At 72.7% G+C, this 23,113-nt stretch carries 20 protein-coding genes and 1 riboswitch; of the genes, 8 read left to right on the plus strand and 12 right to left on the minus strand.

The window, feature by feature from the left end; all coding sequences use genetic code 11:
- Nucleotides 1-10: 10 nt before the first annotated feature.
- From AC0AIB_RS08515 to AC0AIB_RS08530, 4 genes are all read right to left on the minus strand, one after another.
- A complete protein-coding gene (locus AC0AIB_RS08515; protein ID WP_328348671.1) occupies nucleotides 11-667 on the minus strand; it encodes a response regulator transcription factor in 657 nt (218 codons plus the stop codon).
- Between the two features lie 199 nt (nucleotides 668-866).
- Nucleotides 867-2,621: a CDP-glycerol glycerophosphotransferase family protein gene (locus AC0AIB_RS08520; RefSeq protein ID WP_328348672.1), complete on the minus strand. Its 1,755-nt coding sequence runs from the start codon at nucleotides 2,619-2,621 to the stop codon at nucleotides 867-869.
- Nucleotides 2,622-2,833: 212 nt separating this feature from the next.
- The gene (locus AC0AIB_RS08525) at nucleotides 2,834-4,954 is read right to left on the minus strand and encodes a DUF6077 domain-containing protein (RefSeq protein WP_328348673.1); all 2,121 of its coding nucleotides are present in this window, start codon (nucleotides 4,952-4,954) and stop codon (nucleotides 2,834-2,836) included.
- A gap of 179 nt (nucleotides 4,955-5,133) precedes the next feature.
- Entirely contained in the window at nucleotides 5,134-5,772 is a 639-nt protein-coding gene (locus tag AC0AIB_RS08530; RefSeq protein ID WP_328348674.1) for a TetR/AcrR family transcriptional regulator, read from the minus strand.
- 176 nt (nucleotides 5,773-5,948) lie between these two features.
- Between AC0AIB_RS08530 and AC0AIB_RS08535 the strand changes: the two genes are divergently transcribed.
- The 4 genes from AC0AIB_RS08535 to AC0AIB_RS08550 all read left to right on the plus strand — a co-directional run bounded on the left by AC0AIB_RS08535 (nucleotide 5,949) and on the right by AC0AIB_RS08550 (nucleotide 11,032).
- A complete protein-coding gene (locus AC0AIB_RS08535; RefSeq protein WP_465096360.1) occupies nucleotides 5,949-6,842 on the plus strand; it encodes an ABC transporter permease in 894 nt (297 codons plus the stop codon).
- Entirely contained in the window at nucleotides 6,835-7,653 is an 819-nt protein-coding gene (locus tag AC0AIB_RS08540) for an ABC transporter ATP-binding protein (protein WP_067303417.1), read from the plus strand. The genes AC0AIB_RS08535 and AC0AIB_RS08540 overlap by 8 nt, the downstream gene beginning before the upstream one ends.
- A gap of 170 nt (nucleotides 7,654-7,823) precedes the next feature.
- A complete protein-coding gene (locus tag AC0AIB_RS08545) occupies nucleotides 7,824-9,332 on the plus strand; it encodes a bifunctional cytidylyltransferase/SDR family oxidoreductase (RefSeq protein ID WP_328348676.1) in 1,509 nt (502 codons plus the stop codon).
- A 23-nt stretch (nucleotides 9,333-9,355) separates the two neighbouring features.
- Nucleotides 9,356-11,032: a CDP-glycerol glycerophosphotransferase family protein gene (locus AC0AIB_RS08550; RefSeq protein ID WP_465096361.1), complete on the plus strand. Its 1,677-nt coding sequence runs from the start codon at nucleotides 9,356-9,358 to the stop codon at nucleotides 11,030-11,032.
- Between the two features lie 72 nt (nucleotides 11,033-11,104).
- On the opposite strand, the gene AC0AIB_RS08555 is transcribed toward AC0AIB_RS08550, so the two are convergent.
- The 4 genes from AC0AIB_RS08555 to AC0AIB_RS08570 all read right to left on the minus strand — a co-directional run bounded on the left by AC0AIB_RS08555 (nucleotide 11,105) and on the right by AC0AIB_RS08570 (nucleotide 15,659).
- Nucleotides 11,105-11,959 carry a C39 family peptidase gene (locus AC0AIB_RS08555; protein WP_465096373.1) on the minus strand — a complete coding sequence of 285 codons (855 nt, stop codon included), beginning with the start codon at nucleotides 11,957-11,959 and terminating at the stop codon, nucleotides 11,105-11,107.
- 304 nt (nucleotides 11,960-12,263) lie between these two features.
- A riboswitch (cyclic di-AMP (ydaO/yuaA leader) is annotated at nucleotides 12,264-12,407 on the minus strand.
- 525 nt (nucleotides 12,408-12,932) lie between these two features.
- Nucleotides 12,933-13,691 carry a hypothetical protein gene (locus tag AC0AIB_RS08560; protein WP_328348678.1) on the minus strand — a complete coding sequence of 253 codons (759 nt, stop codon included), beginning with the start codon at nucleotides 13,689-13,691 and terminating at the stop codon, nucleotides 12,933-12,935.
- 136 nt (nucleotides 13,692-13,827) lie between these two features.
- Nucleotides 13,828-14,244 carry a hypothetical protein gene (locus AC0AIB_RS08565; protein ID WP_328348679.1) on the minus strand — a complete coding sequence of 139 codons (417 nt, stop codon included), beginning with the start codon at nucleotides 14,242-14,244 and terminating at the stop codon, nucleotides 13,828-13,830.
- Nucleotides 14,245-14,390: 146 nt separating this feature from the next.
- Complete coding sequence (locus AC0AIB_RS08570) at nucleotides 14,391-15,659, minus strand: acyltransferase family protein (protein WP_328348680.1); 1,269 nt, start codon at nucleotides 15,657-15,659, stop codon at nucleotides 14,391-14,393.
- Nucleotides 15,660-15,838: 179 nt separating this feature from the next.
- On the opposite strand from AC0AIB_RS08570, the gene AC0AIB_RS08575 reads away from it, so the two are divergent.
- The 3 genes from AC0AIB_RS08575 (at nucleotide 15,839) to pseI (ending at nucleotide 19,500) form a co-directional block, all read left to right on the plus strand.
- Nucleotides 15,839-17,164, plus strand: a complete 1,326-nt coding sequence (locus AC0AIB_RS08575; protein ID WP_328348681.1) for a polysaccharide pyruvyl transferase family protein — start codon at nucleotides 15,839-15,841, stop codon at nucleotides 17,162-17,164.
- Nucleotides 17,165-17,253: 89 nt separating this feature from the next.
- A complete protein-coding gene (locus tag AC0AIB_RS08580) occupies nucleotides 17,254-18,378 on the plus strand; it encodes a glycosyltransferase family 2 protein (protein ID WP_465096362.1) in 1,125 nt (374 codons plus the stop codon).
- A 69-nt stretch (nucleotides 18,379-18,447) separates the two neighbouring features.
- A complete protein-coding gene (gene pseI / locus AC0AIB_RS08585) occupies nucleotides 18,448-19,500 on the plus strand; it encodes a pseudaminic acid synthase (protein ID WP_465096363.1) in 1,053 nt (350 codons plus the stop codon).
- A 144-nt stretch (nucleotides 19,501-19,644) separates the two neighbouring features.
- Here the strand turns inward: pseI and AC0AIB_RS08590 are convergent, their stop codons facing one another.
- From AC0AIB_RS08590 to AC0AIB_RS08605, 4 genes are all read right to left on the minus strand, one after another.
- A complete protein-coding gene (locus tag AC0AIB_RS08590; protein ID WP_465096364.1) occupies nucleotides 19,645-20,019 on the minus strand; it encodes a hypothetical protein in 375 nt (124 codons plus the stop codon).
- Between the two features lie 193 nt (nucleotides 20,020-20,212).
- Nucleotides 20,213-20,959 carry an SDR family NAD(P)-dependent oxidoreductase gene (locus tag AC0AIB_RS08595; protein ID WP_328348685.1) on the minus strand — a complete coding sequence of 249 codons (747 nt, stop codon included), beginning with the start codon at nucleotides 20,957-20,959 and terminating at the stop codon, nucleotides 20,213-20,215.
- Nucleotides 20,952-22,190, minus strand: coding sequence for an AMP-binding protein (locus AC0AIB_RS08600; protein ID WP_465096365.1), 1,239 nt, complete (start codon nucleotides 22,188-22,190; stop codon nucleotides 20,952-20,954). The genes AC0AIB_RS08595 and AC0AIB_RS08600 overlap by 8 nt, the downstream gene beginning before the upstream one ends.
- Entirely contained in the window at nucleotides 22,187-22,438 is a 252-nt protein-coding gene (locus AC0AIB_RS08605) for an acyl carrier protein (protein ID WP_328338344.1), read from the minus strand. The genes AC0AIB_RS08600 and AC0AIB_RS08605 overlap by 4 nt, the downstream gene beginning before the upstream one ends.
- 88 nt (nucleotides 22,439-22,526) lie before the next feature.
- Between AC0AIB_RS08605 and AC0AIB_RS08610 the strand changes: the two genes are divergently transcribed.
- A complete protein-coding gene (locus AC0AIB_RS08610; protein ID WP_328338346.1) occupies nucleotides 22,527-23,036 on the plus strand; it encodes a GNAT family N-acetyltransferase in 510 nt (169 codons plus the stop codon).
- Nucleotides 23,037-23,113: the final 77 nt, after the last annotated feature.

A 23,113-nucleotide genomic window follows, 5' to 3' on the forward strand; every position in this document is an offset into this window, starting at 1 on the left:
CGGCTGCCCCTCACGCCGCCCGGAGCCGGTACCCGACCCCGCGTACGGTCTCCACCAACCGGGGGTCGCCGAGCTTGCCGCGCAGCGAGCCGACGTGCACCTCGACGGTGTGCCGGTCGGCCCAGGTGGTGCCCCAGACGTCGAGCAGGATGCGGTCCCGGGGCACCGCCGTGCCGGGCTGGCGGGCCAGCGAGAGCAGGATGTCGAACTCCTTACGGGTCAGCGCCACCGGCTCGCCGTCGACGGTGACCGTCCGGCCGGACACGTCGATGCGGACCGGACCGGCCTCGATGAGGTCCGGCGCCGGCACCGCGTTGGCCGCCCGCCGCAGCACCGCCTCGATCCGGGCCTGCAACTCCACCATCGAGAACGGTTTCACCACGTAGTCGTCGGCGCCGAGTCGCAACCCGAGCACCCGGTCACGTTCCTCGCCCCGGGCGGTGACCGCGATGATGCCGAGCTGGCTGCTGCGCCGCCGCAACTCCCGGCACACCTCGGTGCCGTCCCCGTCGGGCAGGGTGAGGTCGAGCAGGACCAGATCGCAGGGGGCGGCGGAGAGCGCGGCGGCGACGGTGGCGGCGTGCTCGACCTCGTACCCGCGTCGGGTCAACGCCGAGGCGAGGGCGGCGGCCACCCGTCGGTCGTCCTCGACCAGCAGGATGCGCACCGGTGATCCCCATTCGTCGTACGGATGACGAGCGAATGGTGGCAGAAACACCCGTGCGGTGGAAACGGCGGGGAACCCCGGGCCGGGCTGTGGGACTCCGACCACCTCGACCACCCCGACCGTCGGCCCGGTGCCGCCGTCCGGTCAACGGCGCGGGGCCCGGGACGAGTGGTCGTCCCGGGCCCCACAGCACAGCCGGTCAGTGGCAGAGCCGACCGATCTCCTCCTGGAACCGGTCCATCGGGTTGGTCTCGGCCGGGCCGAGCAGGTAGGTCTTCAGGTCCCGCCGGGCGTCGGTCATCGGGTCGTCGCCGGCCCGGGTCAGCGCGAGGATCTTCGCCAGCTCACCGCAGTCCCGGGAGAGCAGGTACGCCCCCCGGGAGGTGGGGAACTCGCGCCGGAACTCGTCCTCCGGCAGCCCGCTGGGATTGGCCACCACGTACGGCCGCTGGCTCTGCACGAAGTCGGAGACCACACTGGATATGTCACTGACCAGCAGGTCGGTCTGGTTGAAGCAGTCGAACAGTGCGGGAACCCGGCCGGTGACCACCCGGTGCCCGGGGCCGTCCAGCGACCCGGCGTCCGGATCGCCACCGGCGGCCCGGACCAGCGACACCAACCGCTCGTGCACCGCCTTGGCCTCCCTGGACCGGGAGCCGGTCAGCGGGTGCGGCTTGTAGACCAGCCGGACCTGCGGGGTGGCCAGCACGCCCTGGACGATCCGCTCCCCCATCAGCACCAGCGAGGTGTGGTAGGGGTCGTCGTCGAGCCAACCCTCCCAGGTGGGGGCGTAGAGGACGGTGAACGGCCGGTCGGGGGCCGTCGAACCGAAGGTGTGCACCCCGGCGAGCTGGGGTCGGCCGATCTCCACGATGTCGTCGTCCCGTACGCCGACCGCAGCGCGCGCGTACCGCTCCCGGCCGGCCAGACCGGCGACCCAGACCTCGTCGTACACCTTGCTGTAGGGGTTGACGCTGGCCTGCTTGTCGCTGTCGCCGTGGCCGACGAAGACGTGCTTCATGCCCGGCTCGCGCAGCATGTGGATGTTCGCGCCGACGTTCGCCGCGTAGAGGGCGGCCCGGACGGTGCCCAGTTCGAGGTTCATGAAGTCCGGTCCGGTCGGCACGCAGATCACCGGCAGCCGGGTGTCGGCCAGCTCGAAGAACGCCTCCTTGCTGCGCATCAGCACGACCGCCCGCTGGTGCAGCGCCTCGGTCGGGGCCAGCCACATGTTGGCCTGGTAGACGTCCTTGGCCGGGCCGGCGAAGTAGAGCGCCACCTCGGGGCGGTGGTTGTCGAGCCAGCGCTGGAGCACCGGCAGCACCGGGCTCTTGCCGGTGCCCCGGCCGCGCAGCCAGGTCACCGCGACCACCGCGCCGACCAGCGCGGCGAGACCGGCGGCCAACGCGGCGACCGCCAGGACGGGGACGGCGTCGGCCCGGACCGCGGCGACCACGGCGGCCGGGATCAGCAGCACGTTGAGCACCGCGAGCTGGACGCCGGCCAGGTCGGCGATCCAGGCCGGTGGGCGGGGCGCCGAGCGGATCGGGCCCAACTCGATGTTGCGGACCAGCGCGGAGATCGGGTTCCGGCGGTCGATCATGGTGTTGAGCGCGCCCGCGAAGACCGCGATCACCCAGACCGCCGCCGGGAGCACCAGCAGCCAGGTCAACTCGACAGCGGTGAGCGGGACCGTGGCGGCGACCAGCAGGACGGTCGCCAGGTCCCGGCTGAGCTGCCGGTAACCCCGGTTGAGGCCGACCTTCTCGAGCAGCGTCTCCGACGGCGGCGACCAGCGGGTGACGGCGAACTCACCGACGACGGCGGCCAGCCCGGCCACGGCGAACAGGACCACCCACCCGAAGCCGCCCGCGACGAGCATGACCAGGTAGGTCAGCACCAGCAGCGCGCCTCGGGCGGCGGTGCCGGTGCGTTCCAGTAACGTGCCGAACAAAGGAGGACGCTCCCTACGAGATCGATGACGGGCAGGGCCCGGCGGTCGGCGTCGCGTCGAACGACTGGGTGACCGCAGCACCGCGACCGACCGAGCGGCCTGCGGGTGACTGCGACTTTAACGTGAGGGGACGCCCCGGTGTCGCTCGGGTATCCGGCTCCATTTCGGGCAGACGCGACGATACCTCCCGGACGACACCGGGTGTCAGTTGCTCAGCCCGACCTGCCGTAGCAGGTCGTCGCGCCCGGTCCCCGACGCGAGGCGAACTCCTCGAAGCCCAGCTCGACGGCCATGTCGCGGGCGTAGCGGTTGCCGTTGTAGACGCAGATGGTGCCGACGCCGACCCGGTCGAGGGCGGTGGCGACCTGCTCCCGGCCGGGTTTCTCGCGCCCGTCGGCGAAGTGGGCCAGCAGCAGCCGGTCCTTGGCGAAGTCGGAGTTCAGGTCGTACTCCACCAGGTAGAAGTCGCGGGGCAGGACGACCCGGACCCGGCTGGTCACGATCAGCGAGGTTCGCATGATCGTCGAGGGGGCGAGCACCAGCCCTGCCGGCCGGTCCTGCCCGGCGATCCAGAAGGCGATCTGCTGCCGCTGCTGGGGCAGCTTCCAGGTGGGGCGGGTGTGCGTCTCCACCCAACTGTCCGGCGACCACATCGGGGTGGCCCAGACGGCGAACGAGGTGACCATCGCGGCGGCGACCAGCCCGCCCACCGCGCCGCGCAGCAGCCGCGACGGCGACGGGACGGACACCGTGCAGAGCAGACCGATCAGGGTCGGCAGGGCGAGCAGCCACGGCACCCGCCAGAGCACCACGGAGATGCCGGTCAGCGCGCCGAGCGTCTCCAGCACGCCGGGCACCAGCAGCACGCTCATCACCAGGGCGGCACCGGCGGCCAGCAGCGCCGGGGTGCGGCGGCGGGCCAGCAGCGGGCCGCACCACAGCGCCAGGCCGCTGATCACCCCGACGATGCCGACCAGCAACGTCCGCCGGTAGGTGTACTCGGCGTCGAAGAAGGCGTCGTCCGCGCCGGCGGCGTTCATCCCGCCCAGCACGAGCCGGGACACCACGATCGCCCCCACCGGGTACGCCACGGCGGCGAGCCCGCCGATCACCGCGTCCTTCCACCGGCCGACCAGCAGCATCGCGAAGCCGGCCGCGCCGACCAGCATCGGCAGGATGATCGCCGAGGTGGTGGTGAGCCCGGCCGCGGTGACCGAGAGCGCGAAGACGAGCAGCAGCGAGCGGCGCGACCGGGTGTCGAACCACTCGGTGAGGTAGAGCCACATCAGCGGGATGACCGCCGAGACGAACATCCCCTTGCCCTCGTAGAGGCGGGGCAGGTGGAAGGTGCCGAGCGCGGCGTCCGAGCCGGCCACCAGGTAGAGGTAGGCGACCGCGACGCTGAACGCGAGCACCGGCCGGCGCGGGGCCCACCGGTGGGTGAGCCGCCACAGCGCGAGGACGGCCAGCACCGCCATCACCGGCAACGCGAGGTACCAGGTGGCGGACGCGCCGTGGATGCCGAGCACGTGGGCGAGCGCGCCGTCGAACACCTCGATCGACGGGGTGGGTGGCAGCGAACCCATCGCCGGGGCGACGTTCTCGGTGAACAGGAAGTCGTTGGTGGGCACCAGGTCCCGCTCGGCCACCCAGACCGTCCTGCCGACGTAGTAGACGTCGTCCGGGGTGTTGCGGGCCAGGTAGAGCGAGGAGATCGCCACGCCGACCGAGATCAGCAGCGCGTACCCGGACTGGAGGGCGGTGGGGGCCGGTGGCGCGGGCGGGGCCGCGTCGTCGGCCCGCCACGCCCGCCGGGTGAGCAGCATGGCACCGAGGCCCGCGACCGCGCCGGCGGCGGCCGGGACCCACCAGGAGAGCACGTCGCCGGCCGGGGTGCCGGCGAGGCCGGCGGTGACGGCGGCGACCACCCCGGCGGCGACCACGGGCAGCAGCCAACGGCGCGGCTGGCCCGTGCCGCCCGCCGGGGCGGCGTCGGAAGCCGCCGGCGCCGGGGCGGCGTCGGAAGCCGCACCCGCCGGGGCAGGGACGCGGGCCCGGCGCAGGGCGCGCACCCCGACCAGGGCGGTGACCAGGACGCAGCCGACCAGCCAGATCAGGAACGTCACCGACGGGCGCAGCCCGAACAGGAAGGACGCGTGGTAGAGCACCGTCCACAGCGCGAAGCCCAGCACTGCCGCGTCGGTGATGACGGCCGGGGCGGCGGCGAGCGCCGACCGCAGCCGGTGCGCGGGCTGCGGTCGCCCGGTGGCCGGCGCGGCGGGCGGGGGCGCGGCGGGCGGGGGCGCCACGGCAACGGGGTCGGCGTTCGGCACGGGTCGTCCTTGTCGTCGTACGGGCAAGGTGCGCGAGAGTCGTGCGGCGGGCGGGCGGCGGTACGCGACGGTCGCCCGGCTCCGGTCCGGAGAGCAGGGTAACCGCAACCACCCTCCGCCGATGGCCGGTGGGCGGCGTGGCGGCGTCGCGGAGATTGCCGGGCGGGGCGCGGAGCCGCTCACCGGGGCATCGGAGCCTCCCGCTGGCGGGGCACCGAGCCGTTCGCGGTCAGCCCGACGGCCACCGACTCCACCAACTGGTCCAGGTAGGTCGGGGTGAGCGGGGTACGGGCGATGGCCAGCCGCCAGTACAGCGGGCCGACGATCAGGTCGACCGCCGCGTCGGCATCGGTGTCGGCGGGCAACTCGCCGCGTTCCACCGCCAGGCCGATCAACCGCCCGCCGATCTCCTGCTGCTTGGCCCGCAGCAGCTGCTGGAGGGTCTCGTCGATGGTCGGGTTGCGGGCCGCCTCGGCGAGCAGGTCGGGGATGATCTGCGAGGCCAGCGGGTGGCGCAGCGCGTGGGCGACCACCTGGAACAGCAGCGTCAGGTCGCCGCGCAGGCTGCCGGTGTCCAGCGCGGGCAGTTTGCTGCCGGCGGCGGCGACCACGGTCTCGATCACCAGGTCGAGTTTCGAGCTCCACCGGCGGTAGATCGCGGTCTTGCTCACCCCGGCCCGGCGGGCCACCGCCTCGATGGAGAGCCGCCCGTATCCGACCGCGGCGAGTTCCTGCATCAGGGCGCGGCGGATGGCTCTGGTGATGTCGCCCCTCAGCACCGCCGCGCCGGCCGGCGGACGCCTCTTGTCGCTGGTCATCGGGGACTCTTCGCACCTGTCACGTGGGCCAATGTAGCGCAACGACGGTACGGTTGCGTCCCGACGTGTTTTGCACTACCGTCCACGCAGCGACGAGGCTGCCCGGCACCGCGCCAGCCCACCGAATCCAGCGTCGCGCGCATCCCGTTGGTACGAAAGATCGGAGCGCCCTTCCCATGGCCACCACCGCGCTGGTCGACCCCGAAACGGGCCTGACCCAGGCGCAGCTGGCCGCTCGGCACGGACTGCGGGTCGCCGGCGAGCGCCCGTCCCTGACCGAGTACAGCCGCAGACTGTGGGCCTACCGGCACTTCACCGCCGCGTACGCCAACGCCAAACTGGTCGCCTCGTACAGCAACGCCAAGCTGGGCCAGATCTGGCAGGTGCTCACCCCGCTCACCAACGCCGCCGTCTACTACCTGATCTTCGGCGTGGTGCTCGGGCAGAACACCATCCCGAACTTCATCGCGTACCTGACCACCGGGCTGTTCATCTTCAACTTCACCCAGAGCGCGGTGCTGGCCGGCACCCAGTCGATAAGCGGCAACCTGGGGCTGATCCGGGCGCTGCACTTCCCCCGGGCCTGCCTGCCGCTGGCCGCCACGCTGACCCAGTTCCAGCAGCTGCTGGCCTCGATGATCGTGCTGGTCGGCATCGTGCTGGTGACCGGCGAGCCGCTCACCCCGGCCTGGCTGATGCTGCCGCCGGCACTGCTGCTCCAGGCGGCCTTCAACGCCGGGGTCGTGATGGTGGTCGCCCGGATGGGCTCCAAGGCCAGCGACCTCAAGCAGGTCATGCCGTTCATCCTGCGCACCTGGATGTACGGCTCCGGCGTGCTCTACAGCGTCAAGCTGTTCGACAGGTTGCCGGAGTGGGCCTCGACACTCATCCAGTTCAACCCGATCCTGGTCTACATCGAGCTGGCCCGGTACGCCCTGCTGGAGCAGGCGCCACTGCTCAACGAGTCGCTGACCCAGCTCTGGCTGGTGGCGGCCGGCTGGGCGGTGCTGGGTGGCGTGGCCGGGTTCGTCTACTTCTGGCGCGGCGAACAGGAGTACGGCCGTGGATGACAGGTACGAGACGTCCAACGACGTCACAGTGACCCTGCCCAGGGTCGTCGAGCGGATCCCCACCGTGGTGGTCGACGACGCACACGTGATCTACCGGGTGCACAAGGGCGCCGGGGGCGGAAGCACACCGGTGGCCGCGCTGCGCCGGCTGGTAAAGCGCTCCTCCGCGCCGAACATCCAGGAGGTGCACGCGGTCAAGGGGGTCTCCTTCACCGCGTACCGGGGTGAGGCGATCGGCCTGATCGGCAGCAACGGCTCCGGCAAGTCCACCCTGCTGCGGACCATCGCCGGGCTGCTCCCGGTCAACCGGGGCGCGGTCTACACCCAGGGCCAGCCGTCCCTGCTCGGGGTGAACGCCGCCCTGCTCAACGACCTGTCGGGCGAGCGGAACGTCACGCTGGGCTGCCTGGCGATGGGCATGCAGCCCGACGACGTGGCCCGGATGACCCCGGAGATCATCGAGTTCTCCGGGATCAACCAGCGGGGTGACTTCGCCAGCCTGCCGATGCGGACGTACTCCTCGGGCATGGCGGCCCGGCTGCGGTTCTCCATCGCCGCCGCCAAGAAGCACGACGTGCTGCTGATCGACGAGGCGCTCGCCACCGGCGACAAGGGCTTCCGCAAGCGCAGCGAGCAGCGGGTCCGGGAGCTGCGCGAGGGGGCCGGCACGGTCTTCCTGGTCAGCCACCAGCTCTCCTCGGTGCGCGACACCTGCGAACGGACGATCTGGTTGGAGTCGGGGCTGATCCGGATGGACGGGCCCACCGACGAGGTGATCCGGGCGTACGAGGCATTCGCCAACGGCAAGTAGTATTCCGGGCGCACGTAGGGCATCGACCCGGTGCCCGACGGACCGCGTCGTCCCGTTGGGGCGGCGCGGTCCGCGCGTTAAGGTTCATCCCGTCGCCGTGCTGGCGCAATCTTCCGTTCAGGGTGACCCCCGGGACGTGTGCAGACATTCCCCGAGAGTGAGGATCGGCAATGACGCAGGACCACACCACTGGCCCGGACGCCACACCGGAGACCCCGGCGCCGTGGCGGCCCTCGCGGACGGTGGCGGTGGTGCTGGCCGGAGGCACCGGGACCCGGCTGGGCCTGGGCATCCCGAAGCAGTTGCTGAAGATCGCCGGCAAGCCGATCATCGAGCACACCCTGGCCGTCTTCGAGGGCGCCCCGGAGATCGACGAGATCATCGTGCTGATGGCCACCGGCCACGTCGCCGACGCCCAGCAGATCGTCGACAAGGCCGGGTTCCGCAAGGTCAGCAAGGTGATCGAGGGCGGCGAGACCCGTAACGCCACCACCCGGATCGCCCTGGACGCGGTCGGCGAGGGTGACGTCAACATCCTCTTCCACGACGCGGTCCGCCCGCTGGTCAGCGCCCGGATCGTGCGCGAGTGCGTGAACGCGCTGTGGAGCTACACCGCCGTCGACGTGGCGATCCCCTCGGCCGACACGATCATCCAGGTCGACGAGGACGAGTGCATCACCGACATCCCGGTCCGCTCCCGGCTGCGCCGGGGGCAGACCCCGCAGGCGTTCCGCTCGGGCACCATCCGGGAGGCGTACCGGCGGGCCGAGGGCGACCCGGACTTCGCCGCCACCGACGACTGCGGTGTGGTGCTGCGCTACCTGCCCGGCACGCCGATCAAGGTGATCGACGGGTCGGACGAGAACATCAAGGTCACCCACCCGGTCGACGTGCACCTCGCCGACAAGCTCTTCCAGCTCGCCGCCGCCCAGGCGCCCCGGCTGTCGCACCGCAGCTACACCGAGGAGCTGGCCGGTCGGACGATCGTCATCTTCGGCGGCAGCTACGGCATCGGCCACGACCTGGCCGAGCTGGCCCGGGGCTACGGCGCGCAGGTCTTCCCGTTCAGCCGCTCCAGCACCGGCACCCACGTCGAGCAGACCGGCGACGTCGAGGCCGCGCTGAAGACCGCCTTCGAGGCCACCGGCCGGATCGACCACGTGGTGGTCACCGCCGGCATCCTGGAGAAGGGCGCGCTTGCCGAGATGGACGAGGAGACCATGGACCGGGTGCTCCAGGTCAACTTCGTCGGCCCGGTGATCGCCGCCCGGCAGTCCCTGCCGTACCTCCAGCAGACCAAGGGTCAGCTGCTGCTCTACACGTCCAGCTCGTACACCCGGGGCCGGGCGCAGTACGCGCTCTACTCGTCGACCAAGGCGGCGCTCGTCAACCTGACCCAGGCGCTCTCCGACGAGTGGGCCGAGTTCGGGGTCCGGGTCAACTGCATCAACCCGGAGCGCACCGCCACCCCGATGCGCACAAAGGCGTTCGGCGAGGAGCCGGAGCACACCCTGCTGGCCGCCGAGACGGTCGCCCAGTCCTCGCTCGACGTGCTGATCTCCGACCTCACCGGCCAGGTGATCGACGTCCGGCGGGCCCCCGGCGAGCCGGCCCCGGTGCCGGCCCAGCCGACCTCGGCCGCGCAGGACCGGCTGCCCAGCGGCGTCGACGCCGGCTGACCGACCCCCGGAGACGGTACGACATGCGTGGTGACCTGGTCAGGAAACTGATCGCACGGTGCCTGACCACCGGCCTGGCCGTGGTCGCCTTCCTGGTGGTGGCGTTCACCGGGGCCACCGGCTGGGGCCTGGCCCTGGCGGTGGCCGCGCTGGCGGCGGCTGCCGCCGAGCGTCGGGTCCGCCCCGACGCCGACATCGTCGCCGAGACGGTCCTGCTGGCCGCCGGCATCCTGGTCGGCTACGCCCGCCGGCTCGACGACGGGTTCGACCCGGTGCTGGCGCTGACCGCGCTGGTGCTGCTGGGCCTGGTGCTGCTGGTGGGGCCGCTGCGCGACGCCGGCAACCTGGAGATCCGGGCGGCGAACCTGCCGGTACGGGCGTGCACCCCGCTGGTCGCCGCCCGGCTCGGCGGCGTACTGCTGGGGCTGCTGGCCGTGGTGGCGGTGGCCGCCGCGTTCGCCCTGCCCGCCGTGCTGGCGCTGGTCGTCGTCCTGCTGGTGGCCGCCGGCTGCGGCGCGGTCGGCCTGGACCTGGCCCGGCGACGGTTCCGGCCCTCGGGCGGAGGCGGCCCGGTGACCCGGGCGCTGCGGGCGCACCAGCCGGAGTTCCTGCTCTACTTCTCCGCCCCGCCCGGCTCGGAATACCAGGTCACCATGTGGCTGCCCTACCTGGAGCGGCTCGGCCGGCCGTTCCTGGTGCTGCTGCGGGAGCCGGAGTTCCTGCCCACGGTCGCCGCCGCGACGAGCGCCCCGGTGGTCTACTGCCCCACCCTCAAGGCGATGGACGAGGCGCTGGTGCCCAGCCTGCGGGTGGCGTTCTATGTCAACCACGGGGCGAAGAACAGCCACTGCATCCGGTTCACCCAGCTCACCCACGTGCAACTGCACCACGGCGACAGCGACAAGGCGCCCAGCGCCAACCCGGTCTCGGCCATCTTCGACAAGATCTTCGTGGCCGGTCCGGCGGCGATCGAGCGGTACGCGCGGGCCGGCGTGGAGATCCCCGCCGAGAAGTTCGTCGTGGTAGGTCGCCCCCAGGTCGAGGCCATCGAGGTACGCCGGGAGGTGCGGCCACTGACCGCCCCGACCGTGCTCTACACCCCCACCTGGACCGGCCACCACGCCGACGCCAACTACTGCTCGCTGCCGGTGGCCGAGCCGATGCTGCGCCGGCTGCTCGACCGGGGCGCCACGGTGATCCTGCGGGCGCACCCGTACACCGGGCAGAACCCGGCCTCGGCCCGGCAGTTGGCGCGGCTGACCGAGCTGCTCGCCGCCGACCGGACCCGCACCGGCCGGCAGCACCTGTGGGGCGCGGCGGCCAGTCGGGAGCTGAGCCTGACCGACTGCGTCAACCGCTCCGACGCGCTGGTCTCCGACGTCTCCGGGGTCATCTCCGACTACCTCTACTCGGGCAAGCCGTACGCGGTGACCGACCTGGGTGTCGACGGCGACGAGTTCCTGACCCGCTTCCCGCTGGCCCGCTCCGGTTACGTGCTGCGCCGGGACATGGCCAACCTGGACGAGGTGCTGACCGGGCTGCTGGACACCGACCCGTTGGCGGCGGCCCGTTGGCAGACCCGCCGTCGCTACCTGGGCGACTTCCCCGCCGACGCGTACGCCGACGGCTTCCTCGACGCCGCCCGCCGGGAGCTGGAGCCTGACCGCTCGCTGCAAGATCGTGCTCGATCCATGTTGTAGTGGCCTCCCTCGAGAAGGAGGCCACTACAACCATGTCCGAGCGCGACCTTGCGGCCGACGCGCGGCGGGCGGTCAGGCGGAGTAGCCCCGGGTGGCGATCCAGTTCGCCAGGGTGGTCACGCTGACCCAGTACGCCGGCAGCGACGGGTCGGCCGAGTCGGCGATCCGGACGGTACGGCCGTTGTCCTGGTAGCCGACCACGGCGACGTAGTGGCCGCCGGGGAAGGAGTGCCAGCCGCCGTCGAGATCGGTGACGTCCCCGACCACGTTCGCGACCACGGCCCGCTTGTCGGTGACCGTCGCGACCACGTCGGCCCGCAGCCGCTCGGCCTGCGCGTCACTGGGGGTGCCGGCGAACATCCGGGTCCGGTACGGGTCGCCCTTCACCACGGCGTTGAGCACCCGGGTGGTGTCCTCGGCCGAGTTGGTGCCCATCTCGGTGGTGCCCAACTGGGCGGCGAGGTCGTCCTGGCTGCGCTCGATGCCGGCCGCGCTGAGCGCGTTGCGCACCGCCGCCGGGCCGCAGTAGTAGTAGGTGGTCTGCGCCTGGTACTCGTAGCGGAGGACCTTCGACGACGGCGGCTTCGGAGCTGCCACCGTGCGGGTCAGGTCCGGGTTGGCGGTGGCCCTGGTCTTCGCCCTGGTGACCCGGAGTGATGGGGTGGGGCTCGCCGACGGGCTGGCCGTGGGGGTGGCCGACGGGCTGGTCGGGGCGGGGGCGGCGACCCGGGCCTGGGCGCGGGTGGCGACGTCGTCGAGGCGGGGGGCGGTCTCGGCGACGGCGGTCGAACGCTGCTGGTCGGTCGGGGCGTCGTCGACCCCGGCAGCCAGCGCGGCGGCGCCGGTGGCCAGGACGACGACCGCTGCCGAGCCGACCACCAGCTGGTACGGGCGCTGAGTGGTCAGCCGGCGTAGCTGTCGCTTCATGTGGTGCTTCACAGGGTGTTCCTCCACGGGGCGAGGCGGCCGGGCACGCCGGAGCGGCACGCGGCGGTACGCCACGCGCGGATCGGGTGTTCGGCCGCTCGTTCGGTCGGGACCGCCCGACGGGGGCCGGGCAGCTCGGTGGGCCGCCCGACGAGAGGCCGGGCAGTTCGGTGGGGCCGTCCGACGAGACCGGACGGCGGGGGCTGTCGGCCGGGTCAGCGCGTCAGGCGCGACGGTCCGGCGGCACCCCGGCACCGAGGTGGCGGAACTACCGAGGGGGTGGGGTCGTAGTACACGAGGATGGAACTCCTTCCGCTGCCGCCGACCGGGTTAGCTGACGGATTCGGGCGGGAAGATCGCCCTACCCCGGGCCGTGGCCCGCGGATTCACCCCAGATGGTGCGGTGGGTCCCCGGTTCGTGACTCGCACGATTGAGCGGGTCGGCGCGGCGTCGCCTGCTGCGAACGGGAACCGCACCGGACCGCAGCGACACTACTGGCCGGGTTCTCCCTCGCCAAGCCCCGTGAGCTGCGCAAACATGGTCGAGGCGCACCGTTTTCCGGTGCACTCGGGCACCGACTGGCCGCTCGTGGGGCGACCGGGGCGTCCGTCTCGCGGGGGCGACAACCGGACGCTCCGCCAGCAACCACCGATGATCGTCGTAGTCGATGTGACCACCTGTGACCAGGTGTCCGAATCCCCACGCACGGTGACGCCACCCACGCCGGCCCGGATAACAATTCCGCCCTCGTGACGCCAGGCAGCCCCGATGGCCCGGAGCTGGGACCGGACCACGACGCCGGACCACGACACGGGACCGCGACCCCGGACCGCGACCCCGGACCGCGACCCCGGACCGCGATGCCGGACCGCGATGCCGGACCGCGATGCCGCGACGAAGCGGGGCCGTGGTGGCGGTGTCCATGCCGAGCCGATACCGCTACCGGCGCGGCATCGAGCCGATCATCTCCGGTCAGTTCACCCGGGCCGGGTGCCAGCGGGCGGCGGGTGCCGGACGGGCCGCCGACGTCGCGCTGCGGGGCAACGGAATCCGGCCCGGCCGCAGCCGTTGCGCCGCCGCGTACGCCTCGACGGCCAGGGACCGGGCCGCCTCGGCGGCCAGTTCGGCGTCCCGCCACGCCGCCCGTTCCCGCCCGACCGCGACCCGGTACGCCGTACGCCGGTCCCCGCGGACGGCTCGGGCGAGCATCACCTCGTGTTCGACCGGGTGCCGACGCGGGTCCCAGCCGTCGCGGTGGGCGAAGACGTCCCGCAGCCGCTCCACCGACAACTCCCCCCGCCAGTGCGCCGCCACCGCCTCCTGGTGCAGCCACCGTTCCCGGCCCGCGTACTCGACGGGGGTACGGGGGGTACGCGGGCTGGGCAGCGCACCGGCACCGGCGAACCGGCGGGCCACCGTCTCCGCCTCGTCGTACGCCTGCCAGGCCCGGTCCAGGTCGTCCTGGGCAGCCAGCCAGGCCGTACGACGGCGGTGCGCCGTCTGGGCGGCCCCGGTGGCGGCGACGGCCACCTCCTCGGCGTAGCGGCGCAGATCGGCGACCGGGGGCGGGGCGTCGGGTGGCGGCACGACGGCGGCGGCGTCGGTCGGGTGCTCCCGCTCGGGCCGGGCCACCAGGACGGTGAGCCCGGTCAGGGCGAGGACGAGCAGCGCGGACCAGATGGCGGTGGCGGTCGGGACCTCGATCAGGAACTGGGAGAGCACGGTGTTCACGGTCGGCACCTCGCGGGCGGGAAGCGGAAGAGGAGGCCGTACCGGCGGCGGGTCCGTTGCGGAGGACGTCCGGCCGGGCGGTGCGGGGGTGAGGTTCGTCGCACTGGCGGTCGCGGGTGGGCCCCCGCGTGGGCGGTCAGCCCGCCGGGGGTGCCCGTGGGCCGGCGACGGTGGGCAGCCGCCCGGCGGTAGCCCCCGGGGGCGGGACCGGGACGTTCCGCGCGGCACCGGCCGGCACGGTGAGCGTGACGGCGTCGACCCGGTCTGCGGCGACCACGCCGGCCAGGTCGACCCCCTGGTCACCGGTGCGGATGCCGGTGAGGCCACCGCCCGGAGCGGACAGGGCCGCAGCGGCGTCGAAGGACACCGGCGCGTCGATCGACAGGGCGGCTGCGGGCGACCCCGGGTCGGGCAGCACCGGGTCGGACAGCGCGGAGCCGGACAGCGCCGGCCCGGCGACGGCGAACGCGATCGCGACGGCGAGACCGGTCAGCAGCCGGGACAACCAGCGCGCGACCCACCACAGGGGACTGGCGGGCGCGGCCGGGAACATGTGTCCACGCTACCGCCGAGGTGACCGGCCCGCAGCACCGCCGGGCGTGTCGCCGCGCCGACCACCGGGTGCCCCTCGCCCGGCCTGGGGACTTCCGGGAACACCCCTGGTCGGCAGGGGTGGCCGGAGCACCTGGTGCAGTGGGATCAGTGCTGGTCGCGCGGTCCCGCGTACTCGACGGGACGCCCGTCGCGCGACCCGTCGCCGGCGTCTCTCGGCCCCGGCACGGCGGCAGCGCCGCAGGCGACCACGCCGCCGGAGTCGGCACCGCCGGGAGCAGCACCGCCGGGGACAGCGCCCTCGGGTACAGCGCCGTCGGGGGTGGGCGGCGCGGGTGGGGTACGGCGGCGGGGGGCGAGGCGGCGCATCATCGGCGTCTCCACCCAGCGGTGCAGGGCTGCGGCCAGCACCAGGTTCACCACCAGGAAACCGAGCACGGCCAGCGGCCCCGACCAGCCGGGCAGCCCCACGCCCCAGTGCCCGGTGAGCCGCAGCACGGTCATCATCACCAGCACGTGCACCAGGTAGAAGGCGAACGACACCTCGCCGAGCCAGATCAGTGTGCGGTGCCGCCACGGCGACCAGCGGCCCTGCACGTCCGCCCGGGCCGCCGCCGGGATGACCAGGATGTACGCCACCGACAGCAGCGCCGCCCACATCTCGGCCGGGATCCAGTGTGCCGCCACCCAGACGGCCACGAAGAACAGGCTGGCCAGCGGCAGGCCGGGGCCCCGCCAGTGGCCACGGCGCAGCAGCTCGGCGGCGGCGACGCCCAGCCAGAACTCGGTGGAGCGGACCAGCGGGAAGACCTGGGTGAACCACCAGTTGGTGCCCTCGGGCAGCAACTGCTGGCCGGGCCAGAGCGACAGGATCACCAGCGGCACCGCCACCACCACCGCCCAGAGCACTCCGGAGCGGGCCCGCCGGATCGCCGGCAGCACCAGCGGCAGGCAGAGGTAGAAGAACAGCTCGCAGGAGAGCGACCAGCTCACGTTGTTGATGCTGTAGAAGTAACCGGGGGTGGGGTCCCAGGCCTGGACGAGGAAGAGGTTCTCCAGCGCGGCGCGGGGCACCACCGGGTCGGCGAACCACCACATCACCAGCAGCGCCACCGCCCAGGTCAGCACGTGGTTGGGATAGATCTTGGCGAGTCGGCGACGCCAGAAGTCCCGCCGCCGGTCGCCGTCGCGGGCCGACCAGACCAGCACGAAGCCACTGAGGATGAAGAAGAACTGCACCCCGGACAGGCCGAGGGTGAACAACCAGTCGACCACCGCCTTGGCGTCCGGCTGGGCGATGATCCGCATGGTGCCGGCGTGGTAGCCGAAGACCAGCATGGCGGCGATCCAGCGCAACCCGGTCAGCGACGGCAGTCGGCTCAGCGCGGGGGACGCGGTGGTGGGCACGCTGGTCACGCCGGGCACCCTACCGGCACGCCCGTCCACCGGTGACGGGCCGGGGTGGTGCGGATGTGCCGAAGGTGTACGAAATCCCTCCACTGCCTTAACATCGCGGGACCCGTCGGTGTCGGCGCACCCGTGGGTAGGCCGGCGACCCGTCGGAGGCGCCCGGGAACGAGGAACGGAGCAGACTGGTGCACCAGCGGATCCTGATGCGGGCGAAGAAGGACCCGTTCGACGTGCGCGGCCCCGAGGAGGCGTACGAGGGGAACTGGATCGGGGAGAACAACGGCAACCTGGTCTTCAGTCACGCCGCGCACAAGCTGCTGCGTACCTCCACCGCGCGGATCACCTCCACCGAGTTCAAGGTCGACCTGCGCGACGCCGACCGGATCAACGAGCAGTACGACGTGTACGTCATCCCGCTGGCCAACGCCTTCCGCCGCAGCTACGCCCACCGCATCGAGCTGATGACGAAGCTTGTCGAACGGCTGCGGATCCCGGTGGTGGTCTTCGGGGTCGGGGTGCAGACCGACGTCCACGGTGACCGGGAGTACCTGCGGCCGATCGACGACGTGGTCACCCGGTTCGTGCGGGCGGCGCTGGAGCGGGGGCCGAGCATCGGCGTCCGGGGGGAGATAACGGCGCAGTACCTGAACACGCTGGGCTTCTCCGCCGTCGACGTGATCGGTTGCCCGTCGATGTTCCTGCACGGCGACCAGCTCCGGGTGGAGAAGACCGCACCGGTCCTGACGCCCGACGCCCGGGTGGCGCTTACCGTCTCCCCGTACGTCAAGTCGATGGCGAAGATCATCGCCGCGCACCAGGCCCGCTACCCGCACCTGCGCTACCTGCCGCAGGACCTCAGGACGCTCGGCACCCTGCTCTACGGCGACGCCCCGGAGGACCGGGGCAGGACCAGCGCCATCCCGATCCACTCCTCGCACCCGTTGTTCACCGAGGACAAGGTGCGGATGTTCCTCGACCCGTGGACCTGGATGGACTACCTCGCCGGCTTCGACTTCGCGTTCGGCACCCGGATCCACGGCACCATCACCGCGCTTGTCGCCGGCACCCCCGGCTTCCTGTTCGCGCACGACTCGCGCACCCTGGAGCTGGCCCGCTACTTCGACATCCCGCACCGGCTGATGAAGGACGTGCCGGCCGACGTGGACGCGGCGCAGCTCTACGCCGAGGCCGACTACACCGCCCTGCACGCCGGACACCGGGCCCGCTACGAGGTGCTGCGGGCCTTCCTGGCCCGACACGACCTGGGCAACGCGTTCGACGACGGGGACAGCGCGGCCCGCTTCGACGCACAGGTCCGCGAGACGGAGTTCCCCCCGGCGGTCCGACCGGCCGGGGCCTGCCCGCCCGAGGTGCTACTGGCCCGCATCCAGTGGCTGCGCGACCGCAACGCGGCCCTCGGCGACGACGTACGGGAGCTGCACGACCAGCGGCTGCGGGCCCGGGTCAAGCGGGCGGTCCCCGCACCGGTACGGCGGATCCTGAACCGTTAACCTGCCGCTCGGCCGCTGTTCAGCAACTCCATCTCCACCGGATACGTCACGTTCCGTGGCCGTCCATACCCGTGCACCAGGGTGGCGGGGTGGTCAACCAGCCCGCGCCCACCCCGCTGCTCAGCGTCGTCGTCCCCGTCCACGGGGTGGAGGCGTACCTGCACCAGTGCCTCGACTCGGTGCGCACGGACGTCCCGGCCGACGCGGTGGGCACAGTCGAGATCGTCGCCGTCGACGACGCCTCGCCGGACCGGTGCGGGGAACTGCTGCGCGCGTACGCGGCCACCCATCCGGGCGTACGCACGGTGCACCTGGACCGTAACGTCGGGCTGGGTCCCGCCCGCAACGCCGGCCTGGACGTGGCCACCGGCGAGTACGTCTGGTTCGTCGACAGCGACGACTGGTTGCCGCCGGGCACCATCCCGGCGGTGCTCGACCGGCTCCGCGCGCACCGCCCCGACGTACTGATGCTCGACCACCTGCGGGTACGCGACGACGGCCGGCGGGAGGTGGACGCGAGCAGTCACCTGCTGCGCGACACCCCCGCGGTGGTCCGCCTCGCCGACCGCCCCGGGCTGCTGCGGGTGCAGCACACCGCGTGGAACAAGGTGGTCCGCCGGGAGTACCTGAACGCGCTGGAACTGCGCTTCCACCCCGGCTGGTACGAGGACATCCCGTTCAGCAACCCACTGCTCATCGGCGCGGAACGGATCTCCGTGCTGGACCGGGTCTGCTACCTCTACCGGCAGGGCCGGCAGGGCGCGATCACCTCCACCCGCAGCGGTCGCCACTTCGACGCCTTCGACCAGTACGACAGGCTGTTCGACTGGGTCGCCCGCCGGCACCCGGACGAGCGGCTGCACGGCGAGTTGTTCACCCTGATGGTCAACCACATGCTGGTGGTGGTCGGCAACGACGGCCGACTCCATCCGCACCTGCGCCGACGCTTCTTCCACCGGGTCGCCGCGCACTACCGTCGGCACCTGCCGCCGGGCGGCTACCCGCGTCCGGGCGGGGTGGCCGGGCTCAAGCACCGGCTGGTCGGCCGGGACAACTATCTCGCGTACGCGGTGCTGCGCCAGGCGCACCGGCTGGCCGGCTGGCTCCGCCGGCCGGTCACCGCGCCGGAGCCGCCCCCACCGGCCACCGAGCCGGCCCGCGCGGCGGACTCCCCCGCCGACCGGGACGCGCTGGCGGGTCGCGGCAGCCGGTGACCGACGCGCCGGGGTCGGGGTCGGCGGGACCACGGGTACGAGTAACAAGCACAGAGAACAGGGGCGGGGATGACGACGACAGTGAAGATCGGGCCGTACGTGGTGGGGGCCGGCGAACAGCCGTTCGTGGTGGCGGAGATGTCCGGCAACCACAACGGCGACCTGGGCCGGGCGCTGGCGATCGTGGACGCGGTGGCGGCCAGCGGGGCACACGCGCTGAAGTTGCAGACGTACCGGCCGGACACCATCACCATCGACGTGGACACCCCGGCGTTCCGCATCTCCGGCGGGCACGAGCTGTGGGGTGGGCAGAACCTCTACCGGCTCTACGAGCGGGCGCACACCCCGTACGAGTGGCACGAGCCGATCTTCGCGCGGGCCCGGGAGCGGGGGTTGACCGTCTTCTCGTCCCCCTTCGACCCGTCGGCGGTGGAGCTGCTGGAGGGGCTGGACGTCCCGGCGTACAAGATCGCCTCGTCGGAGCTGGTCGACCTGCCGCTGATCCGGCTGGTGGCGGGCACCGGCAAGCCGCTCGTCATCTCCACCGGGATGGCCACCGTCGCCGAGATCGACGCCGCGGTGCGCACCGCCCGCGACGGCGGGGCCGGTGGCATCGTGCTGCTGGCCTGCACCGCCTCCTACCCGGCCCCACCGGCGGACAGCAACCTGCGCCGGATCCCGGTGCTGGCGGACGCCTTCGGGGTGCCGGTCGGCCTGTCCGACCACACCCCCGGCATCGGGGTGCCGGTCGCCTCGGTGGCGCTGGGCGCCTGCTTCATCGAGAAGCACGTCACCCTCGACCGGACCGACGGCGGGGTCGACTCCGACTTCTCGCTGAACCCCGACGAGTTGGCCGCCCTGGTGGTCGAGTCGGCGCGGGCACACGCCGCGCTCGGCGGCACCGCCATCGGGCCGACCCCGGCCGAACGGGAGGGGCTGCGGTTCCGCCGCTCCCTGTTCGTGGTGGACGACGTGCGGGCCGGCGACGAGGTGACCAGCGCCAACGTCCGCTCGATCCGACCGGCCGGCGGCCTACCCCCGGTGGAGATCGACCGGGTCCTCGGCCGCGCCTTCACCACCGACGTCCCCCGGGGCACCCCCCTCACCTGGAACCTCATCTGACCGAGCCCACCCCGCACCAGTGATCAGGTGACGAAAATGCGCAGGACACGCCGGGGAACCGCAATCTGATCATGGTGCTCCCACCCACGGCACGGCGCGTCGATGTGGCGGGGAGCGGGGTGGGACGCCAGGGCGGGGTGGCGCTCAGGGGGCGAAGGCGACCGTGATCACCAGGTCGGCCAGGTGCAGGGTGCGCCAGACCGCGCGGGTGTGCGGCGGTACGGACAGGCCGTGCCGCCGCCACCAGGCCGCCACCGGCAACTCGGCCAGCTTGCAGAGGCTCTCCGCTCGGGTCCAGCGGGCCCAGAAGTCGACCGGCCCGAACCGCGCGGCCAACGCGGGCGGAACCTTGGCAGCAGCCCGCTCGGCATCGATCGCCACCCGCCAGCCGTGGTCGGCCGGGCCGTACCAACCGACGCAGCGCCCGTCGTCGAGGTGGCTACGGGTCACCGCGTACCGCAGCTCGGCGGGGGTGCCGACGCGCAGGTGCCGTTCGGCGGCGCGCAGCAGCGCCGGCACCGGCCGTGTCCCCGCAGGTGCCGGCTCACCCGGGCCATCCGCCGACTGAACCGGTCCACCTGTGGGCTGGACCTCCCCGCCCACCCCGGTCCCACTCACCCCGGTGTCGCCCGGCACGAATCCGACCGGGCCACCCCCGCCCGGCACGAACCCGGGCAGGACGCTGCCGGGTCGGTGGTCGGGTCGGGTGGGGTCAGATCGAGGCGGCACCGTCGACCACGATGACCTGGCCGTTGATGTTGGTGTGCTCGCACAGCAGCATCCGCACCACCGGTACCACCTCGGCGGGCTCGGTCAGGTGCCCGGTCGGGGTACGCCGGACGATCTGGTCGAGCTGGGTGCTGCCCAGCACGGCGGACATCTCCGAGGCGAAGAAGCCCGGGGCGACGGCGTTGACAAGCATCCGCCCGCCCAGCTCGCGGGCCAGCGAGCGGGTCGCCGCGTCCATGCCGCCCTTGGTGGCCGAGTACGCCACCAGGCCGGGGAAGCCGCGCTGCGCGCAGATCGAGGTGACGTTGACGATCCGACCGCGCCGGCCCTGGCCCAGCATCCGCCGGATCACCAGGCGGGTGAGCTGCAACGGCGCGGTCAGGTTGGTCTCGACGATCCGGACGATGTCGCCGGTGGCGGTGTGCGTGTGCATCGAGTCCTGCCCGACGGCGGCGTTGTTCACCAGCCCGTCGACCGGGCCGAACCGCGCCTCCACCGTCCGGACGAAGCCCTGCGCTGCGGCGAGGTCGGTGACGTCCACCGCACCGACGTGCACCCGGTCGGGGTGCTCGGCGGCCAACTTCTCCAGCTCGGGGGTGACGGTACGGGCGAAGGCGGCCACCGTGAGCCCGGCGTCGAGCAGGTCGGTGACGATGGCCAGGCCCAGCCCCCGGGACCCGCCGGAGACGAGGACGACGGTGCTGGGTGGGACGAGTGTGGAGTCAGACATCGCTCTTCAGGGTCTCCTTGACGGGGATCTCGGTCAGCAGCCGGATCCGGCGCGGTACCGCGTACTCGGGAAGCCGTTCGGCACACCAGCGCACCAGCACGCCCTCGTCCAGCGGGGCGTCCGCGTCGGCGGTGGTGGGGACGACCTCGGCGACCACCATCCGGCCGAGCACCGGCGCGCGTCGGCCGGTCACCCGGGCCCAGGCGACCCGGGGGTGGGCGGTGAGCATGTCGCGTACCAGCCCGGCGGAGACCTTGCTGCCACCGACGTTGATCTCGTCGGAGTCGAGTCGACCGGTGATCAGGACCCGGTCGTCGACGATCTGCACCCGGTCGCCGGTGCGTACCGGCCCGTCGAGCCCGACGCCGTGGTGCGGTGAGGTGATCACCAGCTCGTCGTCGTGCACCGAGAGGGTGGGCCGGCCGGGGGTCACCCGGTCGAGCCAGCCGACCGGGAAACCGGCCCGGCCGTCGTGCACCACGATCGACGCACCGACCTCGGAGGAGGCGTAGATCCAGGAGATCCGGGCGGCCGGGAAGATCTCCCGGAGCCGGTCCAGGACGGCCTGGTCGACGGGTTCGCCACCGAGGGTGAGCTGCCGCAGCGGCACCCGGGCCAGCGCCTCGGGATCGCGGTGCAGGGTGCGCCGCCAGAAGGTCGGGGTGCCGGAGGCGGCGTCGACCCCGTGCGCGGCGGCCAGCACCGGCCAGTCGTCCAGCTCGTCCGGGTCGACCACCACCAGGTGCTGACCGGGTTGGGTGAGCGCCAGGGTGACCACCTGCCACCAGGCGTAGCTGCCGGGGGCGTACGGACAGAGCCAGGTCCGCTCGGGTTGGGCGTCGCGCACGGTGGTCAGCGTGTCGAGGGTGTGGCCGACCCGTTTGGGCCGGCCGGTCGAGCCGGAGGTGAGCAGCCAGAGCCGGCCGTTGTCCGGGGCCCGGTGCACGGCCGGCGGGACGGTCTGCGCCACCCCGTCGGCGAGCACGGTGACGGCGAAGCCGGCGGCGGCCAGCTCGTCGCGCATCGTCGGGTCGACCCGGCCGGGGCCGGCGAGCAGCAGCTCGGTGCCGTGCGTGGCGTGCTGGCGGGCGACGGCGAGCGCGTCGGCACCGGTGGCGAGGACCGCGCCGGGCGAGGGCAGCGTCGGGGTGGGCAGCTCCCGCCAGCTCCGGGCCACCCCGGCGATGACGACCCGGTTGTCCAGCCCGGCCGGTGTCGTCGCGACGGTCACTGCCGCTGGAGTTCGGCGAGGAAGTCGAGGACGTCCCCGACGGTGGCGATCCGTCGCAGGCCGGGGGCGTCGAAGTTCAACTCCTCCCCGGTGACGTCCTCCACCCGCAGGGCGAGCTCCGAGAAGTCCAGCGAGCGGAAGCCGATCTCCCGCAGGTCGGCGGAGTCGTCGTCGGGCAGCACCCTGCCCTGGTTCTGCAACACCTGCGCCATGAGGTCGCGGATCTGCGCGCGACTCAATTCTTCCATGCGGCGAAGTGTACATCCCGGCAATTCCTTCCCCCCTTTACCGGGTAGGGTCCGCAGGGATCCACCGGGTTGACACAAAGGGGTACGAGTGCTGCGCGAGGCCACCACGGACGACGTTAACCTGATGTTGTCCTGGCGTAATCAGGAAACCAACCGGCAGGTCAGCAAGACCAGCCACGAGATCACCGCGGACGAGCACGCGGCCTGGTGGTCCCGGGTCCGCGTCGACCCGGCCCACCGCATCCTGATGTACGTCCACGACGGTCTGACGGTCGGCGTGGTGACCTTCTTCGACCTGCGCCTGGACGGGCCGCGGACCGCCTCGTGGGGGTTCTACCTGGACGCCGACGGGCTGGCCGAGCAGGGGGCCACCCTGCCCGCCTGGCTGGGGGTGATGCGGGCGGCGGTGGATCACGCCTTCGACGTGCTCGCACTGGACCGCCTCGACGGCGAGGTCTTGGCGCACAATACCGCCGTACGGCAGATGAACCGTCGTTTCCGGTTTGTCGAGGGCACCCCGCGCCGGGAGACACACCACGGGCAGGAAGTCGACATAGTCCCTATTTCCCTGGCCCGGGAGAACCGCCGTCGACGATAATTTCGACAATTGTCCGGCGACCATTCACGGGGCGGCCATCCGACGTTAACCGGCCCGGCGTCGTCGCGGTCCGCCGC

This window comes from Micromonospora sp. DSM 43699 (assembly GCF_055517075.1).